This is a genomic window from Micrococcus sp. 116, assembly GCF_902506395.1.
Classification (GTDB): Bacteria; Actinomycetota; Actinomycetes; order Actinomycetales; family Micrococcaceae; genus Micrococcus; species Micrococcus luteus.
Window position 1 is genome coordinate 647,347 of sequence record NZ_LR732370.1, and the last position, 22,645, is coordinate 669,991.

Sequence of the window (22,645 nt, forward strand, 5' to 3'; positions counted from 1 at the left end):
GGGCCGGGGTCCGCGGGCGGGTCAGGCCGCGCGGAGGAGTCGCTCCGGGTCGAAGCGGTGGCCGAGGCCGATGACGTCCCACCCGTGCTCGCGCCACGCGGCGACGTCCAGGACGTTGCGCCCGTCGATCAGCAGGCGGGAGGCCACGCGTGCGCCCACGGTGTCCGGATCCATCTCGCGGAACTGGCGCCACTCGGTCAGCAGCAGGGTCAGCTCGGCGCCGTCCACGGCCGCCTCGAGCGAGTCCACGTAGTCGAGCCGCGGGAAGCGGGCGGCCGCGTTGGCATTGCCCTCGGGGTCGTACACCCGGACGTCGGCGCCGGCCGTGTAGAGACGGTTGGCGACGTCGAGGGCGGGGGAGTCCCGGACGTCGTCGGAGTCCGGCTTGAACGTGACGCCCAGCACGGCGATCCGCGTGCCGTTGAGCACCTGCACGCTCGCGGGGGTGGGGGCGGGCCCGGAGGCCTCGGCCCGGCGGATCCGGCCGTCGCGAGCCGCGGAGAGCACCTGCACCGCCAGGTCCACCACGCGGTCACGGCGGCGCAGGTTGATGTCGTCCACCTCCGCCAGAAACCGCATGGTCCGGTCCAGGCCCAGCTCGGAGACGCGCGCCTGGAGCGCGCGGATGTCCTTGGGCAGACAGCCGCCCCCGAACCCCACGCCCGCGTTGAGGAACCGGCGTCCGATCCGCGCGTCGTGGCCGATCGCGTCCGCAAGGGTGCCGATGTCCCCGCCCACGTTCTCGGTGATCTCCGAGAACGCGTTGATGAACGAGATCTTCGTGGCCAGGAAGGCGTTCGCGGCCACCTTCACCAGCTCGGCCGTCTCGAGGTCCGTGCTGATCCACGGGGTGTCGTCCGCGAGCTGCCGCGCGTAGACCCGGCGCAGGATGCCCGCGGCGCGGGGCCCGTGCGTGCCGATGACGAGGCGGTCCGGGGTGAGCGTGTCCCTCACGGCGAAGCCCTCCCGCAGGAACTCGGGGTTCCAGGCGAGCTCGACCTCGCCCGGCAGCCCGGCCTCGGCGCGCACGGTGCGCACGAGCTCGGCCAGGCGGCGCGCGGTGCCCACGGGCACGGTCGACTTGCCGACGATCAGCGCGTCGCGGTCGATCGCCGCAGCGAGGGAGGCGACGGCGGCGTCCACATAGCTCAGGTCCGCCGCGGTCTCGCCCACCTTCTGCGGGGTGCCGACGCCGATGAAGTGGACGTCCGCCCAGCGGGCCGCCTCCGCGACGTCCGTGGTGAAGCGCAGCCGCCCGGAGGCGACGTGGGTGCGCAGCAGCTCGGGCAGGCCGGGTTCGTGGAAGGGCACCTCGCCGCGGGCCAGGCGCTCGATCTTGGCCGGGTCCACGTCCACGCCGAGGACCTCGAAGCCCAGCTCGGCCATGCACGCGGCGTGCGTGGCGCCCAGATAGCCCGTGCCGATCACGGACAGCCGCGGCGCGGCCTCCTGCTCGGCGGGGGCGGCGGGCGCGGTCGTCTCGGTCACGGCGGACTCCTCGGTGGTGCGGGGGCGGCGGTCGGGGACCTGGCTGACGCTAGGCCCCGCGGGTGAACGCGGGAAGAACGGGGTGTCTCGGCGGCGCGTCCCGTCGGTGGCGCGGGCGGGCCTCAGGCCTCGCCGGCGCGGATGAGCTCGGTGAGCCGCGTCGCGGCGGAGACGACGGCGTCCGCGTGCAGCCGGCCCGGCTGTCGGGAGAGCCGCTCGAGGGGGCCGGAGATCGAGACCGCCGCGATGACGCGGCCGCTGGGACCGCGCACCGGCGCCGACACCGAGGCGACCCCGGGCTCGCGCTCGGCCAGGGACTGGGCCCAGCCGCGCCGCCGCACCGCCGCGAGGACGGTGGGTGTGAACACGGCGCCGGCCAGCCCCTCGACGAGCCGCTCGTGGTCCTCCCAGGCCAGGAGCACCTGCGCGGCGGAGCCGGCCTTCATGGACATGCGAGCGCCCACGGGGATGGTGTCGCGCAGGCCCCAGGGCCGCTCCGCGCTGGCCACGCACACGCGGGAGTCCGCCTGCCGACGGAACACCTGGGCGCTCTCGCCCGTGGCGTCGCGCAGCCACAGCAGCACCGGGCCGGAGGCCGTGGTGAGCCGGTCCTCGCCGGCGGCGGAGGCGAGCTCGGCGAGGCGGGTGCCCAGCACGTAGCGGCCCTGCAGGTCCTTGCCCACCATGCGGTGGTGCGTGAGGGCGGCCGCGAGCCGGTGCAGCGTGGGCCGCGCGATCCCGGTGGCGATGACGAGCTGGGCGAGCGTGGCCGGGCCGGACTCGAGCGCGTCAAGGATCGCCACCGACTTGTCCACCACGCCGACACCGCTGGGATGCCGGTGGAGCGAGGGGCCGATGAGGTCGTCCTCGGTGGGCGGGCGCACGGGCTCGGTGGTCATGGGGTGATCGTAGTCGTCTCACTGCGCGGACGGCCGGGGATGTCGGCGCGCGACGTGCGCGACCGGGCCGGCCTCCGCCGCGTCCGGCATGTGAGACGAAATCTCACGATGTGGAATATCGCGCCGCGTGGTCGAGAACAGCCCCGCCGCGCCCCACAGTGGTCCGTGAGCACCGGCGCCCCGCGCCGGGCGACGACTGACAGGTGCGTGAGCAGGAAGGTGCGGCACATGACGACGGCGACGACGCGGCCCAGGACGCTGGCCGAGAAGGTCTGGGACGAGCACGTGGTGGTGCGCGGCGGGGGCGAGGGCGCCTCCCGCACCCCCGACCTGCTCTACATCGACCTGCACCTCGTGCACGAGGTGACGAGCCCGCAGGCCTTCGAGGGGCTGCGTCTGGCCGGGCGTCCGGTGCGTCGGCCCGACCTGACCATCGCCACGGAGGACCACAACACCCCGACGCTGGACATCGACCAGCCGATCGCGGATCCCACCTCGCGCACCCAGATCGAGACCCTGCGGGCCAACTGCGCCGAGTTCGGCGTCCGCCTGCACCCGTTGGGCGACGCCGAGCAGGGCATCGTTCACGTCGTCGGCCCCCAGCTGGGCCTGACCCAGCCCGGCCTCACCGTGGTCTGCGGCGACTCCCACACCTCCACCCACGGTGCGTTCGGCGCCCTGGCGTTCGGCATCGGCACCTCCGAGGTCGAGCACGTCCTGGCGACCCAGACCCTGCCGCTGAAGCCCTTCAAGACCATGGCGGTCACCGTGGACGGCACGCTGCGCCCGGGTGTGACGGCCAAGGACATCATCCTCGCGGTCATCGCGAAGATCGGCACGGGCGGGGGCCAGGGCTTCGTGCTCGAGTACCGCGGTGAGGCCATCCGGAACCTCTCCATGGAGGGCCGGATGACCATCTGCAACATGTCCATCGAGGCCGGCGCCCGCGCCGGCATGGTCGCCCCGGACGAGACCACCTTCGCCTACCTGAAGGGACGGCCCCATGCCCCCGAGGGCGCCGACTGGGACGCCGCCGTCGAGCACTGGCGCACCCTCGCCACGGATGAGGGCGCGGAGTTCGACGCCGAGGTGGTCATCGACGCGGACACGCTGGAGCCGTTCGTCACGTGGGGCACCAACCCGGGTCAGGGCGTGAGCCTGAACGACACCGTCCCCGCGCCCGAGGACTTCACCGACCCGGTGGCCCAGGAGGCGGCCCGCAAGGCGCTGTCCTACATGGACCTGGCCCCCGGCACGCCGATGAAGCAGGTCGAGGTCGACACCGTCTTCATGGGCTCGTGCACCAACTCCCGCATCGAGGACCTGCGGGCGTTCGCCGAGGTCGTCCGGGGCCGGCGCAAGGCCGAGGGGCTGCGCGTCATGGTCGTGCCGGGCTCGGCGCGCGTGCGTCTGCAGGCCATGGACGAGGGCCTGGACAGGGTGTTCGAGGACTTCGGGGCCGAGTGGCGGTTCGCCGGCTGCTCCATGTGCCTGGGCATGAACCCGGACCAGCTCGCCCCGGGGGAGCGCTGCGCGTCCACCTCCAACCGCAACTTCGAGGGCCGGCAGGGCAAGGGCGGACGCACCCACCTGGTGTCCCCGGTGGTCGCCGCGGCCACCGCCGTGCTGGGCCGCCTCGCCAGCCCGTCCGACCTGCCCGCCCTCACCCTCCAGGAGGCCTGAGCCATGGAGAAGTTCACCACCCACACCGGCGTCGGCGTGCCGCTGCGCGCCTCGAACGTGGACACGGACCAGATCATCCCGGCCGTGTACCTCAAGCGGATCTCCCGCACGGGCTTCGAGGACGCCCTGTTCGCCGGCTGGCGCCAGGACCCCGACTTCATCCTGAACACCGAGCCGTTCAGCGGGGGCACCGTGCTCGTGGCGGGCTCCGACTTCGGCACCGGCTCCTCGCGCGAACACGCCGTGTGGGCGCTCAAGGACTACGGCTTCCGCGCCGTGATCTCCCCGCGCTTCGCGGACATCTTCCGCGGCAACTCCGCCAAGCAGGGGCTCGTCGCGGCTCAGGTGGAGCAGGAGGACGTCGAGCGCATCTGGAAGGAGCTGGAGAACCGTCCCGGGACCACGGTCACCGTGGACCTCGTCACACGCACCATCGAGTGCGGGGATGTGACCGCCCCCTTCCAGATCGACGACGACACCCGTCGCCGGCTGCTCGAGGGCCTGGACGACATCGCCGTCACCCTGGGGCACCAGGCCGAGATCGATGCCTATGAGGCGGACCGCCCCGCGTACAAGCCCACCACCCTGCCGGCCCGCACGGCCGGCTGACCGGCCGGCGCCGGGAGCGCACCATTGCCGCGCGTGCCCGGCGACGCCCTATGCTGGGAGTCGATTCCGGGACCGCCCGCCGCACGCGGCGGGCGGTCCCGTTCAGAGACCTCCCCGCTCCGGCGGAGTGGCCGAGACCGTGGCCCTGCGGCCGCGCTGAGGAAGGACGCGCATGGCGAAGCTCTTGACCATCCATGGCGGCAAGCCGCTGACCGGTGAGGTGACCGTGCGCGGCGCCAAGAACCTGGTGCCCAAGGCCATGGTGGCCGCCCTGCTCGGCAACTCGCCGTCCGTGCTCCGGAACATCCCCGAGATCAAGGACGTGGACGTCGTCAGCTCCCTCCTCGAGATCCACGGCGTGTCCGTGGAGTGGGACAAGGAGACCGGGCGGATCACGATGGACCCGGCCGGGGTGAAGTCGGCCCTGACCGCCGAGATCGACGCCCACGCCGGCGACTCGCGCATCCCGATCCTCTTCTGCGGCCCGCTCATGCACGCGATCGGGGAGGCCTTCATCCCCGACCTCGGCGGCTGCAAGATCGGCGACCGCCCGATCGACTACCACCTGGCCGTGCTGCGCAACTTCGGCGCCGTCGTGGACAAGCGCCCGGGCGGCATCTCCATCTCCGCCCCGAAGGGCCTGCACGGCGCCAAGCTCGAGCTGCCATACCCCTCCGTCGGAGCCACCGAGCAGGTGCTGCTGACCGCCGTGAAGGCCGAGGGCATCACCGAGCTCAAGGGCGCCGCCGTCGAGCCGGAGATCCACGACCTCATCGCCGTCCTGCAGAAGATGGGCGCGATCATCACCGTGCAGACGGACCGCACCATCCGCATCGAGGGCGTGAGCGAGATGCGCGGCTACAACCACATCGCGCTGTCCGACCGCAACGAGTCCGCCTCGTGGGCCTCCGCCGCCCTGGCCACCCGCGGGGACATCTACGTCCGCGGCGCCGAGCAGCGCGACCTGACGGCGTTCCTGAACACCTACCGCAAGATCGGCGGCGAGTTCGACGTCGTCGACGACGGCATCCGGTTCTGGCACGCCGGCGGCGACCTCAATCCGCTCGTGCTCGAGACGGACGTGCACCCCGGCTTCATGACCGACTGGCAGCAGCCCCTCGTGGTGGCGCTGACCCAGGCCAAGGGGGTCTCCATCGTGCACGAGACCGTGTACGAGAACCGCTTCGGCTTCACCGACGCCCTCGTGCGGATGGGCGCCTCCATCCAGCTGCACCGCGAGTGCCTCGGCTCCGTGCCGTGCCGCTTCGGCCAGCGCAACTTCCTGCACTCGGCCGTGATCTCCGGCCCGACGCCGCTGCACGGCGTCGAGTTCGACATCCCGGACCTGCGCGGCGGCTTCTCCCACCTGATCGCCGCCCTCACCGCCGAGGGCACCTCCACGGCGACGGGCTTGGAGATCATCAACCGCGGCTACGAGCACTTCATGGCGAAGCTCGAGGGCCTCGGCGCCGACGTCGAGCTGACCGAACGCGACCGGTGAGCGGCGTGGACGCGCAGAGCCCTGCCGCTGCGGGGGGTCGTCCGACGCGTGCCGCGCGGGCCCCCTACGTGATCCCGGGGGCGATCGTGCGACCGGCGATGCGGGCCCTCGTCCGCCAGGTGTGGGAGGGGACCGAGCACCTGCCCGAGACCGGCGCGATCCTCGCCGTCAACCACATCTCGGAGGTGGACCCGCTCTCCGTGGCCCACATGGCCTACAACCAGGGCCTGCTGCCGACCTTCCTCGCCAAGGCCGAGCTCTGGAAGGTGCCCGTGCTCAAGCAGGTCCTCGAGGCCACCCGCATGATCCCGGTCGAGCGCACCCGCGACGGCGGCCGCTCGCTCGCCGCCGCCCGCGAGGCCGTCGCCACTGGCCGGGCGATCATCGTCTACCCGGAGGGCACCGTCACCCGCGATCCCGACGGCTGGCCGATGGCCGGGCGCAACGGGGCCGTGCGCCTCGCCCTGCAGACCGGCGCCCCGCTCATCCCCGTCGGTCAGTGGGGCATCCAGGAGCTGCTGCCGTACGGCGGCCGCTCCCTCCGCGTCCTCCCGCGCAAGACCGCCCGGATCCGGGTCGGCGCGCCCGTCGACCTCGCGGACCTGCGGGACCGCCCCGTGACGGCGGCGACCCTGCTCGAGGGCACCGGCCGCATGATGGCCGCGATCACCGACCTGGTCGCCGAGCTGCGCGGAGAACCGGCCCCGGAGGGCCGCTGGGACCCCACGACCGGACGGCGGGTGACCGGGGCATGAGCGATCCGCACACCGTCGCCGTCCTCGGGGCCGGCAGCTGGGGGTCGGCCTTCGCCCGCGTCCTGGGACTGAGCACCAGCCCCGAGTCCGCCCGCGCGTCCGAGATCGTGATGTGGTCCCGGCGGGCCGAGGTCGCCGAGGCCATCACCGAGCGACACGAGAACCCCGAGTACCTGCCCGGCATCACCCTGCCCACCTGCGTGCGTGCCGTCACCGACGCCGCCGAGGCGGTCCGGGGCGCCGGCGTCGTGGTGGTGGCCGTGCCCGCGCAGCACGTGCGCGAGACCCTGCACGCCGTGCGCGACGACCTGGCCCCGGACGCCGTCGTGGTCTCCCTCGTCAAGGGCCTCGAGCGCGGCACCGACGCGCGGATGTCGCAGGTCTGCGCGGAGGAGCTGGGCCTCAGCCCGGACCGGTTCGCGGTGGTCTCCGGACCCAACCTCGCCCTCGAGATCGCGCGCGGCGAGCCCACCGCCACGGTGGTCGCCTCGGCCTCGCGCGCGACGGCGGAGCGCATCGCCGCCCTCACGGCCGGCCGGACCTTCCGGCCCTACACGAACACGGACGTCGTGGGCGTGGAGATCGGCGGCGTGGTGAAGAACGTCATCGCGCTCGCCGTGGGCATCTGCGACGGGCAGGGACTGGGGGACAACTCCAAGGCCTCCGTCATCACCCGGGGCCTGGCCGAGACCACCCGGCTGGCCGTCGCGCTCGGCGGCGACCCGGCCACCATGGCCGGGCTCGCCGGCCTGGGCGACCTCGTGGCCACGTGCGCCTCGCCTCTCTCCCGCAACCGCACGGCCGGCCGCCACATCGGCACCGGACTCAGCGCGGAGGAGGCGGTGGCCGCCATGAGCCAGACGGCCGAGGGCATCAAGTCCGTCTCCGCCATCGTGCACGCCGCCCGCGCCCACGGTGTGGAGATGCCCATCAGCGAGCTGATGGACCGGGTGGTCGCCGGGGACGTGGCCGTGGACCGCCTCGCCGAGCTGCTGCTCGCCCGTGACCTGAAGTCGGAAGGACGCACCGCATGACCGCCACCCCCGCCCCGGAGGCCACCGCCGGCGCGCGTCCCCGCGTGCTCCTGCTCTTCGGCGGCCGCTCGAGCGAGCACCCCATCAGCTGCGTGACCGCGGCGGGCGTGCTGCACGCGGCCGACCGTCAGCGCTGGGACGTCGTGCCGGTGGGCGTGGCCCGCTCCGGCCTGTGGTCGCACGACGAGCTGGACGTGGCCTCGTTCCGCCTGGACAGCGACGCCCTGCCGGAGGTGCCGGAGCCCGCGGCCCCGGTGAGCCTGCGCGCCCTGCCGGACGGCACCGTCGAGCTGACCGCGGCCGACGGCTCCTCGCTGGGCCCGGTGGACGTCGTGTTCCCGCTGCTGCATGGCCCCTGGGGTGAGGACGGCACCCTCCAGGGCATGTTCGAGTCGCTGGGTCTGCCCTACGTGGGCTGCGGTGTGCTCGCCTCTGCGGTCGGCATGGACAAGCACTTCATGAAGGTCGCCTTCCAGGCCGCCGGTCTCGAGGTCGGCCCGTGGGAGACCATCACCGCCCGCGACTGGGCGCGCGATCCGGAGGCGGCTCTCGCCCGCGCTGGGGCGCTCGCCTACCCGCTGTTCGTCAAGCCCGCCCGCGCCGGCTCGTCCTTCGGCATCACCCGCGTCACCGAGCCCGCGGGCCTGCGCGCCGCCGTCGAGGAGGCCCGTCGCTTCGACCCCAAGGTCGTGGTGGAGGCGGGCATCGTCGGCCGCGAGATCGAGTGCGCCGTCCTCGACGGGCACGGCTCCGCCGCCCCGCGCGCCTCGCTGCCGGGGGAGATCGTCGTGGCCCACGACGAGGGTGAGACGCAGTTCTACGACTTCGAGTCGAAGTACCAGGACACCGGCACCACCCAGCTGTCCTGCCCGGCCGAGCTGCCGGAGGAGGAGATCGAGCGGCTGCGCGCCCTGGCGATCCGCGCCTTCGAGGCCGTGGACGGATCTGGCCTGGGCCGCTGCGACTTCTTCTTCACCCCGGACGGGCGCTGGGTGGTCAACGAGATCAACACCATGCCGGGCTTCACGCCCATCAGCATGTACCCGGCCATGTGGGAGCGGACGGGCCTGTCCTACGACGATCTGATCTCGGAGCTACTGGACCTCGCCCTCGAGCGGGGCGTCGGCCTGCACTGACGCGGCCCGCGGCCGGCCCGGGCCACGGCGGTCGTGCCGGCCGGTCCGCGCCGGTCTCAGCCGACGGGTGTGGCGTCCTGCACGCCGACGCAGCCGCCGCTGGGCTCGATCTGCGCGACCGCCGAGGACAGGCCCACCATCACGGTGTCCGAGCTGGCCTGGTCCTTGCCGAACAGCACCTCCACGGCCGGGTCACGGCCGTAGGTGGTGATCCGCCAGTTCTCGTCCTCGTCCCGGATGACCCAGTCGATCCCGTCCACGGAGATGCAGCGGTCCGTGGTGGGGCCGGGGACCTCGGCGCCGCAGCGCAGGACGACGGCGGCCGGGTCACCCCACACGGCCGTCGCCTGGCTGTCGGTGGGGCGCAGGTCGAGGTCGCCCAGGACGTCGGGCATGGCCACCATGGTCGGGGCACACGCCGGGTCCGCGGCGTGGGGCGCGGCCTCCACCGTGGCCACCCGTCCGGCGCAGGCCGTGGCGCCGAGGGCGATCGCGGTCAGGAGGGGCACGAGACGACGCAGGCGGCGGGGTTCCATCCGCCCAGGATACGTGCGGCGCCGGGATCCGCGGGGGCCCGTGCCCTAGCATGGGCGGGACCGTTCCCGTCCCCGCCCCAGGAGCCCACGTGAGCAGCACCGCGGACCCCCGCCCCCGCCCCCCGCAGGAGGACGCCGCCGTCGGGCGCCGTCGTCGTCGCCGCCCGTGGCTGATCGCCCTGGCGGTGGTGCTCGTGGCGCTGCTGGCCGTGGGCATCGCGGCGGCGGTGTACGTCGGCGGGATCGCCCGGATCATCGACCAGGACACCCAGCGCTTCGACGGCGGCGCGTTCCCCGCCGAGTCGGGCCGCCCGGGTGCCGCGGGGGCGTCCGCCCAGCAGCCCACCGCGCCGCCGCCCGGCATGGACGCGGACCAGGCCGCCGAGGGCGCCCAGGGCCCCGTCGCCCCGGACGCGGACGAGAAGGCGGACGAGCAGGCACTCGACGTGCTGCTCGTCGGCGAGGACGCGGGCGCGGAGGGCCGTGACTCCGCCGGCCGGTCGGACACCCTCATGTGGGTCCACGTGCCCGGGGACCGCAGCGAGATCCAGGTCATGTCCATCATGCGCGACATGTGGGTGCCGATCCCGGGGCACGGGGACCACAAGGTCAACGCCGCCTACCAGTACGGCGGCATCCCGCTGACGGTGGCCACCGCGGAGAACATGTTCCAGGCACGCGTGGACCACGTGATCGCCGTGGACCTCGCCGGCTTCAAGGGCCTCGTGGACGCCCTGGGCGGCGTCAGCGTGGACAACCCCAGCGCCTTCGTCTCGACCGGCGGCATCGACTTCCCCGCGGGCACCGTGCAGATGGACGGGGACAAGGCCCTGGCCTACGCGCGGGAGCGGTACAACCTGCCGCGCAGCGACTTCGACCGCGTGGAGAACCAGCAGCGCCTGGTCAAGGCCATCGTGGCCGCGTTCCTCTCCCGCGACACCCTCTCTGACCCGAGCCGCGTGCAGGCCGCCGTCGAGGAGTTCGCCCCCTTCCTGACCCTCGACGACGAGCTCGACTCGAGCACCCTCGCGAACCTGGCGTGGTCCCTGCGCGATGCGCGCGACGCCCCGATCGTGACCAGCACGGTGCCGTCCGTGGGCGTGGGCTACACGGACACCGGCGAGGACGTCGTGTGGCCGGACTGGGCGGCGATCGCCCGCCTGGGCGAGGGCATCCGCACCGGCACCCTGGGGGAGGCCGTCGCGCAGTGAGCACGCCGTCCCGGCCGTCACTGGTACGGCACTGGCTCGCGCTCGCGGAGGAGCTCGTGGGCCGGGCCGCGCCGCGACTCGACGCCCTGAACCTCTTCCCGGTCCCGGACGCGGACACGGGCACGAACATGCTCGCCACGCTGACGGCGGCCCGCACCGCGGCCGACGCCTGCCCCGCACAGGACGACGTCGGCGCCGTGCTCGCGCACGCGGGCGCGGCCGCGCTGGACTCGGCCCGGGGCAACTCGGGCATGCTGCTCGCGGTCAGTCTGGCGGGGATGGCCGAGCCCCTGCGCGGCCGGGAGCGCGTCGACGCGTTCGCCCTGGCGGCGGCGTTCGGAGCCGCCGACCGGGCCGCCCGGCAGGCCCTGTCGGATCCGCGCGAGGGGACGATCCTCACGGTGCTCTCCGCGGCCGCCCGCAGCCTCGCGCGCTCGTCCACCCAGGCCCCGGACACGCCCGCGGTGGCCGGCGACGCGGACCCGGCCGTGCGGCTCGGTCCGGCCGTGACCCTCATGCTGGCCGACTGCGTGCAGGCCGTGGAGGAGACCGAGTCGTTGCTCGCCCCGCTGACCCGGGCGCACGTCGTGGACGCCGGCGCCGTCGGGCTGCTCTGGGTGTTCGAGGCGCTGCGCGCCGTCGTGACGGGCACGCCCGTGGACGAGGAGCTGGCCACCGCGCTCCCCGGCTACGTCGAGGGCGCCCACGCCGCGGAGGCCGAGCCTGCCGCCGAGGCGGAGGCGTCGGCCGAGGGGGCCGTCGAGGTGATGGGCACCCTGACGCTCACCCCGCTCGCCGCGGCCGAGCTGCGCCGACGGCTGACCGACGTGGGGGACGCCGTGATCCTCGCCCCCGTCGGGAACGCCCGTGACGCGCAGGGCCGGGTGCCGTGGCGGGTCCACGTGCACGTGCCCCGCGCCGAGGACGCGATCGGCCCCCTGCGGGCCGCCGGCGACGTGGAGGGCCTGGCCGTCACCGACCTGGCCGAGCCGTCGCACGGCGACGACGCCGCACCGGATGGGTGCCATGGCCGCTGAGGCCCCCGTCACCGACCTGCCCCTGTCCGAGGTGCTGGGCGGGAAGCTGCCCGCCCGCCTCGAGAAGGAGCTCGGGCTGACCACGGTCGGGGACCTGCTGGACCACGTGCCGCGCCGCTGGATCGAGCGCGGCGAGCTCACCCCCATCGCCGCCCTGCCGTACGACGCCGAGGTGACCGTCGTCGCCGTCGTGGAGTCGGTGACCACGCGGCGCATGCACAGCCGGCCCGGGTTCATCGTGGACGTCACCGTCGCGGACCCGTCCGTGGCCGGCGTGCCGGGGGCGAGCCTGTCCATGGCCTTCTTCAACGGCCACGACGCCCGCCGCCGCCTCGCCCCCGGGATGACCGCCATGTTCCAGGGCCGCACGACCGAGTACCGCGGCCGGATCACGCTGAACAACCCGGACTTCGCGCTCCTGGACGACGACGTCGCCCCGGGGGAGGTGGACGTGCGACCGGTCCCGCTCTACCGGGCCACGGGGAAGCTGCCGTCGTGGACGGTCCGCTCCGCCGTCGCCCGGGTGCTCGAGACCGTCGACCTGGGACGGATCCCCGAGCTGCTCACCGAGCGGATCCGCGCGGAGGCCGCCGCGGCGCTCGACCTGGACGCGCCGCTGCCGGGCACCGCCCAGGCGTACCGGGACCTGCACGCCCCTCACGACGTCGCCGCCACCGGCCCGGCGCGGACCGCGCTGGCCCTGCGTGAGGCGCTGCTCGTCCAGGCCGCGCTCGCCTGGCGCCGGGACCGGGAGCGGGCGGTGCCCGCCGTGCCCCGCCCGCCGCGGCCCGGGGGCCTGCTCGAGGCCCTGGACGCCCGCCTGCCGTTCGCGCTGACGCCCGGCCAGGTGGCGGTGGGGGAGCAGCTGTCCGCCGAGCTGGCCCGGGACGCCCCGATGAGCCGGCTGCTGCAGGGGGACGTGGGCGCGGGCAAGACGCTCGTGGCCCTGCGGGCGATGCTGCAGGTCGTGGACGCCGGCGGCCAGGCCGCCCTGGTGGCGCCCACCGAGGTGCTCGCCGCCCAGCACCACCGTGCCCTGCTGCGCCTGATGGGCCCCCTCGCCGAGGCCGGCACCCTCGGGGCCGGCGACGGCCCGGCCACGAGGGTCGTGCTGGTCACCGGCTCGCTCAAGACCGCCGCACGCCGCGAGGCCCTGCTGGCCCTGGCCTCCGGCGAGGCCGGGATCGCCGTGGGGACGCACGCCCTGCTCTCCGAGAAGGTGGGCTTCGCCGAGCTGGCCCTGGCCGTCGTCGACGAGCAGCACCGCTTCGGCGTGGACCAGCGCGAGGCCCTGCGGCGGGCCAACCCCGGCACGCACCTGCTCGTCATGTCCGCCACGCCCATCCCGCGCTCCGTGGCGATGACGGTGTTCGGCGACCTGGACCTCTCGGTGCTCGAGGGGCTGCCCTCGGGGCGTCAGCCGGTCACCACGCACGTGGCGCGGATGGCCCACGGCCCGCGCGTGATCGGGCGCGTGTGGGAGCTGATCGCCGAGCACGTGGCGGCCGGGCACCAGGCGTTCGTGGTGTGCCCGCGCATCGACCCCGACGACGCCGACCCGGGTCACGCCAACGTGGAGGAGATGACACCCCGGCTGCGGGGTCTCCCCGCGCTGGCGGGGCTGCGGATCGACGCCGTGCACGGGCGCATGGACCAGGCCGAGCAGGACGCGGCGATGCAGGCCTTCGCGCGCGGGGAGACGGACGTGCTCGTGGCGACCACCGTCGTGGAGGTGGGCGTGGACGTGCCCAACGCGACGGTCATGGCGATCCTCGACGCCGACGACTTCGGCCTGTCCACCCTGCACCAGCTGCGCGGCCGCGTGGGCCGCGGGCCCGGGGCGGCGGTCTGCCTGCTGGCCACGCGCCTGCCGGACGGGCACCCGTCGCTGCGCCGGCTCGAGGTCCTGGCCCAGGAGCAGGACGGCATGCGCATCGCGCAGGAGGACCTCGCCCAGCGCGGCGTCGGCGACGTGCTCGGCGCCGCCCAGTCCGGGCTGGCCTCGGGGCTGCACCACGTGGACGTCATCGCCGACGCCCCGCTGATCGCCGTGGCCGCCGACGCCGTCGCGCAGGTCATGGCGGCCGGCCCGGGGCTCTCCGCCCACCCGGCGCTCGCCGCCGAGGTGGCCCGCTGGGAGGCCGAGCACCTCACCGCCGCCGACTACCTCGAGAAGGGCTGAGCCATGTCCCGCATCATCGCCGGCGCGGCCGCCGGGCGGCCCCTGACCGCCGTCCCCGGCACCGGCACGCGCCCCACCACGGACCGCATCAAGGAGGCCCTGTTCTCCTGGCTCGAGGCCCGCGACTGGCTGGACGGGACGGCCGTGCTCGACCTCTACGCCGGCTCCGGCGCCCTGGGGTGCGAGGCCGCCAGCCGCGGAGCGGCATCGGTGCTGCTGGTCGAGCGGGACCGGAAGGCCGTGACCGCGTGCCGCGCGAACGCCGCGCTGGTCAACCGGGCGCGCGGGGCCGACGTCGTGCGCGTGCGCGCCGGGAGCGTGGAGCAGGCGCTCGCGGCGGAGGCCGCGCCCGTGGACCTGATCCTGGCCGACCCGCCGTACCCGGTGGCCGGCCCGCCGCTCGAGGCCGTGCTGGAGGCGGCGGCCGGGCGGCTTGCCCCGGGCGGGCTGCTCGTGCTCGAGCGGGCGGCCCGGGACGCGGCGCCGCGCCGGCCGCGCGGCCTCGAGGAGGTCGAGGTGCGCGTCTACGGCGAGACCGCCCTGTACCTCTGGCAGGACGAGCGCTGACCCCGCCCACCCGCTTTCGTTCGGGAAACGGCGGCGTGTCGGCCTGCTTTCGTTCGGGAAACGGCGGCGTCTCGGCCCGTTCTCACCGGGGAGACGGGAGGGCGGAACGGACTGGGCTCAGCACGGAACCGCGAGCACGGCGGCCGCCGTTTCCCGAACGAAAATGCTCCGGGGGCCGCCGTTTCCCGAACGAAAGTGCTCCGGGGGCCGCCGTTTCGTCAACGAAAGCGTCGGGGGTCAGGCCGCGCGCAGCCGCGGGGCCGCCTCGGCCAGGCGGCGCATCGCCTCGTCGATCGCATCCGGGGACTTGCAGAACGCCAGCCGCAGCCACGACCGCAGGTGGCCTCCGTCCGGGCGGCAGAGCGCGCCCACGGGGATGCCCGTGACGCCGGCCTCACGCGTCCACCGCACCGCGGCCTCGGCCGCGTCCGTCACACCCCACGGGGCCAGGTCCACGACGACGAAGTAGCCCGCCGCCGGGACGACCGGGTCCAGGCCCGCCTCCCGCAGGCCCGCCACGAGCCGATCCCGGGCGTCGCGGTACCGCTCGCGCTGGCCGGCGAGGTGCCGTTCGGCGTCGTCGGTGGGCAGATAGGCACCCAGCGCGCGCTGGAAGGCGGGGCCGGAGGAGTAGGTGAGGAACTGCTTGACGGCGCGCGCGGCCCCGACGAGCTCGGCCGGGCCGGTCAGCCAGCCGACCTTCCAGCCGGTGACCGCGAACGCCTTGCCCGCGCTGGAGACCGTCAGGGCGATGTCCTCGGCGCCCGCGACCGAGCGCAGGCCGACATGCTCGCCCTCGTAGACGAGGTGGTCGTAGACCTCGTCCGCGAGGATCAGCACGCCCCGGGACCGGCACAGGGCCACGAGCTCCTCGAGCAGCTCCCGCGGATAGACCGCGCCCGTGGGGTTGTGCGGCGTGTTCACGATGAGCAGGCGCGTGCGGTCGGTCATCGCCGCGGCCACCCGTGCCGGGTCCGGCAGGAAGTCCGGCGCCTCCACCGGCACGCTCACGTGCCGGCCGCCGGCCAGGGCGATCGTGGCGGCGTGCGAGTCGTAGAACGGCTCGACCGTGACGACCTCGTCGCCCGGGCGCACGAACGCCAGGACCGTCGCGGCGATGCCCTCGGTGGCACCCGTGGTGATCATGACCTGCGTGGCGGGGTCCTCCGTCACGCCCCAGTGGCGCCGGCGGTGCTCTGCAACGGCCCGCCGCAGCGCGGGGTCGCCCGTGCCGGGGGCGTACTGGTTGGGGCCCGCCAGCACGGCGTCGGCCGCCAGCCGCAGCAGCGCGTCGGGGCCGTCGGCGTCGGGGAAGCCCTGGCCGAGGTTCACGGCCCCGTGCTCGACGGCGAGGCCCGTCATCGTCTCGAACACGGTGGGCACGGGGCCGGCGTCACCGAGCAGGCCCGCGGCCGCCGCCGTGCGACGCCACGGCGCGTCCACGTCGACGTCGTGCCGTGCTGCTCCGGGGGTGGGCTGGGTTCCGTCCATGGCCGCACTGTACCCATCGCCGCGGACCGCACACGGCGGCGCATGCCGCGTCCGTCACCACCGCGACGCGCCGGAGCCGGACCGGACGGGCGTCCGTCGCCGCTCGGCGCGGCCCCCGCTAGGCTGGCACCCATGCGTCGTGCCGTCTGCCCTGGTTCGTTCGATCCCCTCCACAAGGGGCACGTCGAGGTGATCGCGCGAGCCGCGAACCTCTTCGAGGAGGTGGTGGTCGCCGTGTCCTCCAACCCCGCCAAGACGTACCGCTTCAGCGTGGACGAGCGCATCGCCATGATCGAGGCGACGGTGTCCTCCCTCGCCGGTGTCGCGGTCCGGCCCATGGGCCCGGGCCTGTTGGCCGAGTTCTGCCGGCAGATCGGCGCGGACGCGATCGTCAAGGGGCTGCGCGGCGGCGCCGACCTCGAGTTCGAGGCCCCGATGGCCGCGATGAACCGCCATCTCACCGGGGTCGAGACGGTCTACCTCCCGGCCGACGCCCGGTACACCCACGTGTCCTCCTCGCTCATCAAGGAGGTCCACGGACTCGGCGGCGACGTCGCCGAGTTCGTCCCGGCCGCGGTCCTGCGCGGCCTCGACGGCGGGGCCTGACCCCGCCCGGCCCCCTCCCGCCCCCGCACCCGCAAGGCCGTCATCCCGGCCGCCGGCCTGGGCACCCGCTTCCTGCCGGCCACCAAGGCCATGCCGAAGGAGATGCTGCCGGTGGTGGACCGGCCGGCCATCGAGTACGTGGTGACGGAGGCCCGGCGTGCGGGCCTCGCCGACGTGCTGATGATCACGGGCCGGAACAAGCGGGCCCTCGAGGACCACTTCGACCGCCATCCCGCGCTGGAGGCCGCGCTGGAGCGCAAGGGCGACGCCACGCGGCTCGCGCAGATCCACGAGTCGGACCTGGTGGGGGACATCCACTACGTCCGCCAGGGCGAGGCTCTCGGGCTCGGCCACGCGGTGAACTGCGCTCGCCGCCACGTCGGCGAGGAGCCGTTCGCGGTCCTGCTGGGCGATGACATCATCGGCGACGGCGAGGCGCTGCTCGAGCGCATGATCGACGTGCAGCAGCGCCTCGGCGGCTCCGTGATCGCCCTCATGGAGGTCCCGGAGGAGGCCGTCTCGGCCTACGGCGTGGCCGCGGTGCAGGCCGTGCCGGGGGAGGGCGACGACGTCGTCCGCGTCACCGACCTCGTGGAGAAGCCGGCCCGCGAGGACGCCCCCTCCACCCTCGCGATCATCGGCCGCTACGTGCTGGCCCCGCAGGTGTTCGACGTGCTGGACGAGACCCCGCCCGGCCGCGGCGGGGAGATCCAGCTCACCGATGCGCTGCAGAGGCTGGCCACGGAGGACGGCGAGGGCCGCGGCGTGCACGCCGTCGTCTTCGACGGCCGCCGCTACGACACGGGGGACAAGCTCGGCTACCTGCAGGCGGTCATCGAGTTCGGGACGCGGCACGAGGACCTCGGGGCCGACCTGCGCGCCTGGCTCCAGGAGTTCACCGCCGGGCTCTGAGCCGGGCCGGCGACGCGCGGGCCGCCGCCGGCTTTGGCCGAGGCGGACCCACCCGGTAGGATGGGCTGTCGGTCCGTCGTGGCTGGACCCGTGTCCAGGCCGCATCGCACCCCCGCAGAGGGCGTGCGGACGGGCCGTGTACCCCCGCCGTCCCACCCGCCGAGAGGAGCGACCATGGACAGCATCCAGCACCACGGCGCCGACTCGCCGTGGGTGATCCCCGTGCGCGATCTGACGCGCGGGGCCGGAGTCCAGCGCGAGCTGACGGCCGAGTGGCCCGCCCCTGCGGGCGTCTCCACGCCGCTGCTGGGGATCCCCGAGGGGGACCCCGTCGAACTGGACCTGCGTCTGGAGTCGGTGCATGAGGGCGTCCTCGTCACCGGCACCGCGGACGCGACCCTGAAGGGCGAGTGCGGCCGTTGCCTGCGCCCGCTGCACGAGGGGATCACCGTGGACCTGCAGGAGCTGTACCTCACCGGCACGTCCGAGGACGACGCCGGCGAGCAGCCGCTCGTGGTGCGCGAGACCGTGGACCTGGAACCCGTGTTCCGGGACGCCGTGGTCATCGCCCTCCCGTTCCAGCCGCTGTGCCGGCCGGACTGTGAGGGCCTGTGCGCCGACTGTGGCATCCGCCTCGAGGACGCGCCCGAGGGGCACGCCCACGAGCGCGTGGACCCGCGCTGGGCCGCCCTGGCCCACCTCGCGGGCACCTCAGAGACCTCCATCACCGAGACAGAAGAGAGATAGTCGTGGCAGTCCCGAAGCGGAAGATGTCCCGTGCCAACACCCGTGCCCGCCGGTCGCAGTGGAAGGCCACCGCGCCCGCCCTGGTGAAGTCCGTCGAGAACGGTCGCGTCTCGTACCGCCTGCCCCACCAGGCCGAGCTGAAGACCGACGCCGCCGGCACCCCCCTGTTCTTCGAGTACAAGGGCCGCAAGGTCGCCGACGCCTGAGATGGCGTCCCCATCGGCTCGCCGCGGGCCTGAGCCCGCGCCCGAGCCAGAAGAGCTGTTCGAGCGTCTCGGCGTGCACATCACCGCCGGGACGCTCGAACGCGCTCTGACGCACCGCTCGTTCGCCTACGAGCAGGGCGGGCTGCCCACCAACGAGCGCCTCGAGTTCCTCGGGGACTCGGTGCTGGGCTACGTGGTCACCGACCACATCTTCACGGTGTACCCGGACCTGGCCGAGGGCGACCTCGCGCGCCGCCGGGCCGCCGTCGTGTCCACGCGTGCCCTGGCGAAGGTGGCGCGCCGGATCGGCATCGGCCCGTTCGTGCGCCTGGGCACGGGGGAGCGCCGCACCGGCGGGGCGGACAAGGACTCGATCCTCGCCGACACCCTCGAGGCGCTCATCGGCGCCGTCTACGTGGACCACGGGGCCGTGGCCGCGGCCGCACTCGTGCACCGCCACGTGGTGCCGCTGCTGGACGAGCCGGACCTGCTGCGCGAGAGCACCGACTGGAAGACGGTCGTGGCCGAGGCCGCCAGCCGCCACGGTCTCGGCGCCGTCCGCTACGCGATCGAGGGTCAGGGCCCCGCGCACGACCCCCGCTACCGGGCCACCCTCGTCGTCGGCGAGCGCGAGTACGGCTCCGCCGTCGCCAGCTCCAAGAAGCAGGCCGAGCGGGACGCCGCGGCCGCCTCGTGGCCCGCCCTCGAGGCGGATCTGCCGGCCGCGGGGCGCTGAGCCCGTGCCGGAGCTGCCCGAGGCCGAGGTCGTCCGGCGCGGCCTGGCCCGGTGGGCCACGGACGCCGTCGCCGCGGAGCTCGAGGTCCTCGACCCCCGCTCGCTGCGTCGCAGCCCCGGCGGTGCGGACGCCCTCCGGGAGCGGCTGCGCGGCGCCCGGCTGGCCGAGCCGGCTCGCCGCGGCAAGTTCCTCTGGCTGCCCCTGGCCGAGGGCGACGACGCCGTCGTCGTGCACCTGGGGATGAGCGGGCAGATCCTCGTGGACGAACCGGGGGCCGCCGACCAGCGACACCTGCGCCTGCGCCTGCCCGTCACCGCGGCGGACGGCTCCGCCCGCGAGCTGCGGTTCGTGGACCAGCGGATCTTCGGCGGCTGGTGGCTCGACGCGCTGCGGCCCGACGACGCCGCCGGCGGCGAGCGGATCCCCACCACGGCCGCCCACATCGCCCTGGACCCGCTGCACCCCCTGTTCGACCCCGCGGCCGTGCACGCGCGCCTGGCACGGCGCCGCTCCACCCTCAAGCGCGCGCTGCTGGACCAGTCGCTGGTCTCCGGGATCGGCAACATCTACGCGGACGAGGCCCTCTGGGGCGCCCGCCTGCACCCCGAGCGCCCGACCGAGCGCATGCGCCGGGCGGACACGCTGCGCCTCCTGGCGGCCGTCCAGGACGTGATGCGCCGGGCCCTGGAGGTGGGGGGCACGAGCTTCGACGCGCTCTACGTCAACGTGGACGGGCGATCGGGCTACTTCGCCCGCTCCCTGGCGGCCTACGGGCGCACCGGGCAGCCGTGTCGCCGCTGCGCCGCCGAGGGGATCGACTCCCGCATCGTCCGCGAGCCGTTCATGAACCGGGCGAGCCACCTGTGCCCGCGCTGCCAGCCCAGGCCGCGCCGTCGCCGGGCCGTGGCGGCCGACGCCTGACGAGGCGTCCGTAGACTGGCCTGACCCCCGACCTCGAGCAGGAGACCCGAGTGAGCCATCCCCCGGCCGCGTCCTGGACGCCCGAGCCCCTGCCGCGTCCCGCGTCCCCCCGCGACGACGCCCCGCCGGTCTCGCGGCGCCGCCGGCGCTGGCCGTGGGTCGTCGGCGTGCTCGCCGTCCTGCTCGCGGCGCTGCTCGGTCTGGGCGCCTGGTACGCGGGCTCGCTCGGGCGCACCTTCGACGACCACCGGCAGACGGTGGACGTGGGGGCGCTCGAGCAGGCGGCCGGGGACGGCCCGCTGAACGTGCTCGTCCTGGGCTCCGACTCCCGCGAGGGCGAGGGCGAGCAGGACATGGGCCAGCGTTCGGACACCATGATGCTCGTGCACATCCCCGCGGACCGACGCCAGGTCTACGTCATGTCCGTGCTGCGGGATTCGTGGGTCACCGTGCCCGGCCACGGTGAGGCGAAGATCAACTCGGCCTTCGACACGGGCGGCTACACCCTCGCCGTGGACACGGTGGAGCTGCTGCTGGGAGTGCCGATCCACCACGTCCTCGAGGTCGACTTCCAGGGCTTCCGGGGCGTGACGAATGCGCTGGGCGGCGTCGAGGTCTGCAACCCTCAGGCCTTCTCCTCCGGTCAGGCCGACCCCTCGTACTACCCGCGCGGACACATCCTGCTGCAGGACACCGCCGCCCTGCGCTACGTGCGCGAACGGCACGCCTTCGACGACGGCGACGTCACCCGCGTGAAGAACCAGCAGCGCTACCTGGCCGGGGCGATGGACCGCTTCCTCAGCCCGCAGATCCTGGGCAATCCCGCCCGCACCACCGAGGTCGTCGCCACGTTCTCCGACCACCTCGGTGTGGACGAGGGGCTCACGTCCGGCGTGATCGCCTCGCTCGCGTGGCAGCTGCGCGACGTCCGCGGCGAGGACGTCGAGATGTTCACGGTGCCTCGCAAGGGCTTCGCGGAGGGCCCGAACGGCGACGCCATCGTCGAGCTCGACGAGGACAAGCTGGCGGACCTGCGGTCCGCCCTCGCCGACGACGACGTCCAGCGCTACGTCGACGAGCACGAGCCCACGAAGGGGAAGAAGGCCCAGGCCGCCGGCGGGCCCGCCCCCGTGCTGACCCTGCTGACCGGCACCACGCCCGCACCCGCCCTCGGGGAGGACCCCTGTGACGACTGAGCCGCGCCGCCCCCGCCTCCTGCTCGTCTCCCACTCCTACCGGCCCGAGCGCACCCCGCCCGCGCGTCGCTGGGGCGCGGTCGTGGCGGCGCTGCGGTCGGCGGGCTGGGACGTCGACGTCGTCGCGCCCGGGGGTGTGCGCCCCTTCGCCGGGCCCGACGGCGAACGTGTCCTGCCCACGCCTCGCCTGCCCCTGGGGGAGGCCGGCCGCAACGGTCGCTTCGCCGAAGCGGTGGTGCACGCGCTGCTCGCCATCCCGCGTGGGATGGGCACCCGACGCCCGGACGTGGTGGTGGCCACCGTGCCCGCCCTGCCCGTGGTGGTGCCCGGCGTCGTGCTCTCCCGCCTCTGGCGCCGTCCCCTCGTGCTGGAGATGCGCGACGCCTGGCCGGATCTCGCCCATGAGGCCGGGGTCCACCAGGGCCTGCTGGGCGCCGCGATGGAGCGTGTCGTGACCGGCGGCCAGCGCGCGGCCCGACTCGTGGTGACCGTCACGGACGGCTTCGCGGAGACGCTGCGCGGGCGCGGGGTGCGGGTGGTCCGCACCCTGGGCAACGGTGTGGACCTGGCTCGCCTGGCGGTGGCGCCGCGGCGCGAGCGGCCCGCCGGTGAGCTCCACGTGCTGTACCTGGGCAACATGGGCGAGAGCCAGGGGCTCGAGCGGCTCGTCGACGCCGCGGCGACGCTGCGGCGCACCCGGCCGGGGGTGCGCGTCCGGCTGGTCGGGGAGGGGACCCGGCGTCCGGCGCTGGAGGCCCGCAACGCCGAGCTCGGCTCGCCGGCCGAGATCCTCGGACCCGTCCACGGCTCGGCCGTGGCCCAGCAGTACGCGTGGGCGGACACGCTGGTGGTGGCCCTGCGTCCCGACTGGCCGAGCTTCCGGCACACCGTGCCCTCCAAGACCTACGAGGTGCTCGCCGTCGGCCGGCACGTCACGGGCCTGGTGACGGGGGAGGCCGCCCGCACGCTCGAGGCGGCCGGCGGCGCCGAGGTCATCGGCCCGGACGTGGACGACCTGGTGCGGCACCTGACGGCGCTCGCGGACGACCCGCATCGCACCGACGTCGGCGCGGGCGGACGCGACTGGGTGCGCCGCCACGCCGACCTGCCGGCCGTGGCCCGCCGCTACGAGCGACTGCTGCGCCGCGTCGCCGGTCGCTGAGCCCGACGTCGGCCCTGGAGCGGAGACGT

Annotated in this window: 22 protein-coding genes; 18 read left to right on the forward strand and 4 right to left on the reverse strand. The window is 74.8% G+C overall.

Annotation, left to right across the window (positions count from 1 at the left end):
* Positions 1 to 21 precede the first annotated feature (21 nt).
* Complete coding sequence (locus CITRIK5_RS03030; RefSeq protein ID WP_036312925.1) at positions 22 to 1,488, reverse strand: UDP-glucose/GDP-mannose dehydrogenase family protein; 1,467 nt, start codon at positions 1,486 to 1,488, stop codon at positions 22 to 24.
* A 122-nt stretch (positions 1,489 to 1,610) separates the two neighbouring features.
* Complete coding sequence (locus CITRIK5_RS03035) at positions 1,611 to 2,387, reverse strand: IclR family transcriptional regulator (protein ID WP_078026043.1); 777 nt, start codon at positions 2,385 to 2,387, stop codon at positions 1,611 to 1,613.
* A 228-nt stretch (positions 2,388 to 2,615) separates the two neighbouring features.
* Between CITRIK5_RS03035 and leuC the strand changes: the two genes are divergently transcribed.
* The 6 genes from leuC to CITRIK5_RS03065 all read left to right on the forward strand — a co-directional run bounded on the left by leuC (position 2,616) and on the right by CITRIK5_RS03065 (position 9,105).
* Positions 2,616 to 4,070: a 3-isopropylmalate dehydratase large subunit gene (gene leuC, locus CITRIK5_RS03040; RefSeq protein WP_044659168.1), complete on the forward strand. Its 1,455-nt coding sequence runs from the start codon at positions 2,616 to 2,618 to the stop codon at positions 4,068 to 4,070.
* A gap of 3 nt (positions 4,071 to 4,073) precedes the next feature.
* Entirely contained in the window at positions 4,074 to 4,679 is a 606-nt protein-coding gene (gene leuD / locus CITRIK5_RS03045) for a 3-isopropylmalate dehydratase small subunit (RefSeq protein ID WP_100058237.1), read from the forward strand.
* Between the two features lie 172 nt (positions 4,680 to 4,851).
* Positions 4,852 to 6,180: a UDP-N-acetylglucosamine 1-carboxyvinyltransferase gene (gene murA / locus CITRIK5_RS03050; protein WP_036312919.1), complete on the forward strand. Its 1,329-nt coding sequence runs from the start codon at positions 4,852 to 4,854 to the stop codon at positions 6,178 to 6,180.
* 98 nt (positions 6,181 to 6,278) lie between these two features.
* A complete protein-coding gene (locus CITRIK5_RS03055; RefSeq protein WP_127445817.1) occupies positions 6,279 to 6,935 on the forward strand; it encodes a 1-acyl-sn-glycerol-3-phosphate acyltransferase in 657 nt (218 codons plus the stop codon).
* Entirely contained in the window at positions 6,932 to 7,969 is a 1,038-nt protein-coding gene (locus CITRIK5_RS03060) for an NAD(P)H-dependent glycerol-3-phosphate dehydrogenase (RefSeq protein WP_069941792.1), read from the forward strand. The genes CITRIK5_RS03055 and CITRIK5_RS03060 overlap by 4 nt, the downstream gene beginning before the upstream one ends.
* Positions 7,966 to 9,105: a D-alanine--D-alanine ligase family protein gene (locus tag CITRIK5_RS03065; RefSeq protein ID WP_069941791.1), complete on the forward strand. Its 1,140-nt coding sequence runs from the start codon at positions 7,966 to 7,968 to the stop codon at positions 9,103 to 9,105. The genes CITRIK5_RS03060 and CITRIK5_RS03065 overlap by 4 nt, the downstream gene beginning before the upstream one ends.
* 56 nt (positions 9,106 to 9,161) lie before the next feature.
* Here the strand turns inward: CITRIK5_RS03065 and CITRIK5_RS03070 are convergent, their stop codons facing one another.
* Positions 9,162 to 9,641, reverse strand: coding sequence for a DUF3515 family protein (locus CITRIK5_RS03070; RefSeq protein WP_127445816.1), 480 nt, complete (start codon positions 9,639 to 9,641; stop codon positions 9,162 to 9,164).
* A gap of 89 nt (positions 9,642 to 9,730) precedes the next feature.
* On the opposite strand from CITRIK5_RS03070, the gene CITRIK5_RS03075 reads away from it, so the two are divergent.
* Genes CITRIK5_RS03075 through rsmD form a run of 4 tightly spaced genes read left to right on the forward strand, consistent with a single transcriptional unit; the run spans position 9,731 to position 14,638 of the window.
* On the forward strand, positions 9,731 to 10,852 hold the full coding sequence (locus CITRIK5_RS03075; RefSeq protein ID WP_135019629.1) for an LCP family protein: 1,122 nt from the start codon (positions 9,731 to 9,733) through the stop codon (positions 10,850 to 10,852).
* Complete coding sequence (locus CITRIK5_RS03080; RefSeq protein WP_159833067.1) at positions 10,849 to 11,889, forward strand: DAK2 domain-containing protein; 1,041 nt, start codon at positions 10,849 to 10,851, stop codon at positions 11,887 to 11,889. The genes CITRIK5_RS03075 and CITRIK5_RS03080 overlap by 4 nt, the downstream gene beginning before the upstream one ends.
* Positions 11,879 to 14,071 (forward strand): ATP-dependent DNA helicase RecG, encoded by a 2,193-nt coding sequence (locus tag CITRIK5_RS03085; RefSeq protein ID WP_049146005.1) that lies wholly within the window; start codon positions 11,879 to 11,881, stop codon positions 14,069 to 14,071. The genes CITRIK5_RS03080 and CITRIK5_RS03085 overlap by 11 nt, the downstream gene beginning before the upstream one ends.
* A gap of 3 nt (positions 14,072 to 14,074) precedes the next feature.
* Positions 14,075 to 14,638, forward strand: a complete 564-nt coding sequence (gene rsmD, locus CITRIK5_RS03090) for a 16S rRNA (guanine(966)-N(2))-methyltransferase RsmD (protein WP_129867298.1) — start codon at positions 14,075 to 14,077, stop codon at positions 14,636 to 14,638.
* Between the two features lie 237 nt (positions 14,639 to 14,875).
* Here the strand turns inward: rsmD and CITRIK5_RS03095 are convergent, their stop codons facing one another.
* Complete coding sequence (locus CITRIK5_RS03095; protein ID WP_127445916.1) at positions 14,876 to 16,129, reverse strand: aminotransferase class I/II-fold pyridoxal phosphate-dependent enzyme; 1,254 nt, start codon at positions 16,127 to 16,129, stop codon at positions 14,876 to 14,878.
* Positions 16,130 to 16,261: 132 nt separating this feature from the next.
* On the opposite strand from CITRIK5_RS03095, the gene coaD reads away from it, so the two are divergent.
* The 8 genes from coaD (at position 16,262) to CITRIK5_RS03135 (ending at position 22,616) form a co-directional block, all read left to right on the forward strand.
* Positions 16,262 to 16,735, forward strand: a complete 474-nt coding sequence (gene coaD / locus CITRIK5_RS03100; protein WP_036338106.1) for a pantetheine-phosphate adenylyltransferase — start codon at positions 16,262 to 16,264, stop codon at positions 16,733 to 16,735.
* 42 nt (positions 16,736 to 16,777) lie between these two features.
* Positions 16,778 to 17,647, forward strand: coding sequence for a UTP--glucose-1-phosphate uridylyltransferase (locus CITRIK5_RS03105; protein ID WP_159833701.1), 870 nt, complete (start codon positions 16,778 to 16,780; stop codon positions 17,645 to 17,647).
* A gap of 174 nt (positions 17,648 to 17,821) precedes the next feature.
* Positions 17,822 to 18,394, forward strand: a complete 573-nt coding sequence (locus CITRIK5_RS03110) for a DUF177 domain-containing protein (protein ID WP_002856392.1) — start codon at positions 17,822 to 17,824, stop codon at positions 18,392 to 18,394.
* Positions 18,395 to 18,396: 2 nt separating this feature from the next.
* Positions 18,397 to 18,600, forward strand: coding sequence for a 50S ribosomal protein L32 (gene rpmF, locus CITRIK5_RS03115; protein WP_002856390.1), 204 nt, complete (start codon positions 18,397 to 18,399; stop codon positions 18,598 to 18,600).
* 73 nt (positions 18,601 to 18,673) lie between these two features.
* The gene (gene rnc / locus CITRIK5_RS03120) at positions 18,674 to 19,336 is read left to right on the forward strand and encodes a ribonuclease III (protein WP_012750822.1); all 663 of its coding nucleotides are present in this window, start codon (positions 18,674 to 18,676) and stop codon (positions 19,334 to 19,336) included.
* A 4-nt stretch (positions 19,337 to 19,340) separates the two neighbouring features.
* Positions 19,341 to 20,258, forward strand: coding sequence for a bifunctional DNA-formamidopyrimidine glycosylase/DNA-(apurinic or apyrimidinic site) lyase (gene mutM, locus CITRIK5_RS03125; RefSeq protein ID WP_134376895.1), 918 nt, complete (start codon positions 19,341 to 19,343; stop codon positions 20,256 to 20,258).
* A gap of 50 nt (positions 20,259 to 20,308) precedes the next feature.
* A complete protein-coding gene (locus CITRIK5_RS03130) occupies positions 20,309 to 21,454 on the forward strand; it encodes an LCP family protein (RefSeq protein WP_127445983.1) in 1,146 nt (381 codons plus the stop codon).
* The gene (locus CITRIK5_RS03135) at positions 21,444 to 22,616 is read left to right on the forward strand and encodes a glycosyltransferase family 4 protein (protein ID WP_073115619.1); all 1,173 of its coding nucleotides are present in this window, start codon (positions 21,444 to 21,446) and stop codon (positions 22,614 to 22,616) included. The genes CITRIK5_RS03130 and CITRIK5_RS03135 overlap by 11 nt, the downstream gene beginning before the upstream one ends.
* Positions 22,617 to 22,645 lie beyond the last annotated feature (29 nt).

What these genes read in the sequence shown, in the direction of transcription:
- leuC (WP_044659168.1), top strand. Translation starts at nt 2,616, where the DNA reads ATGACGACGGCGACGACGCGGCCCAGGACGCTGGCCGAGAAGGTCTGG.
- CITRIK5_RS03070 (WP_127445816.1), bottom strand. Translation starts at nt 9,641, where the DNA reads ATGGAACCCCGCCGCCTGCGTCGTCTCGTGCCCCTCCTGACCGCGATC.
- coaD (WP_036338106.1), top strand. Translation starts at nt 16,262, where the DNA reads ATGCGTCGTGCCGTCTGCCCTGGTTCGTTCGATCCCCTCCACAAGGGG.
- murA (WP_036312919.1), top strand. Translation starts at nt 4,852, where the DNA reads ATGGCGAAGCTCTTGACCATCCATGGCGGCAAGCCGCTGACCGGTGAG.
- CITRIK5_RS03085 (WP_049146005.1), top strand. Translation starts at nt 11,879, where the DNA reads ATGGCCGCTGAGGCCCCCGTCACCGACCTGCCCCTGTCCGAGGTGCTG.
- CITRIK5_RS03060 (WP_069941792.1), top strand. Translation starts at nt 6,932, where the DNA reads ATGAGCGATCCGCACACCGTCGCCGTCCTCGGGGCCGGCAGCTGGGGG.
- CITRIK5_RS03095 (WP_127445916.1), bottom strand. Translation starts at nt 16,129, where the DNA reads ATGGACGGAACCCAGCCCACCCCCGGAGCAGCACGGCACGACGTCGAC.
- CITRIK5_RS03035 (WP_078026043.1), bottom strand. Translation starts at nt 2,387, where the DNA reads ATGACCACCGAGCCCGTGCGCCCGCCCACCGAGGACGACCTCATCGGC.
- CITRIK5_RS03065 (WP_069941791.1), top strand. Translation starts at nt 7,966, where the DNA reads ATGACCGCCACCCCCGCCCCGGAGGCCACCGCCGGCGCGCGTCCCCGC.
- rsmD (WP_129867298.1), top strand. Translation starts at nt 14,075, where the DNA reads ATGTCCCGCATCATCGCCGGCGCGGCCGCCGGGCGGCCCCTGACCGCC.
- leuD (WP_100058237.1), top strand. Translation starts at nt 4,074, where the DNA reads ATGGAGAAGTTCACCACCCACACCGGCGTCGGCGTGCCGCTGCGCGCC.
- CITRIK5_RS03055 (WP_127445817.1), top strand. Translation starts at nt 6,279, where the DNA reads ATGCGGGCCCTCGTCCGCCAGGTGTGGGAGGGGACCGAGCACCTGCCC.
- CITRIK5_RS03110 (WP_002856392.1), top strand. Translation starts at nt 17,822, where the DNA reads ATGGACAGCATCCAGCACCACGGCGCCGACTCGCCGTGGGTGATCCCC.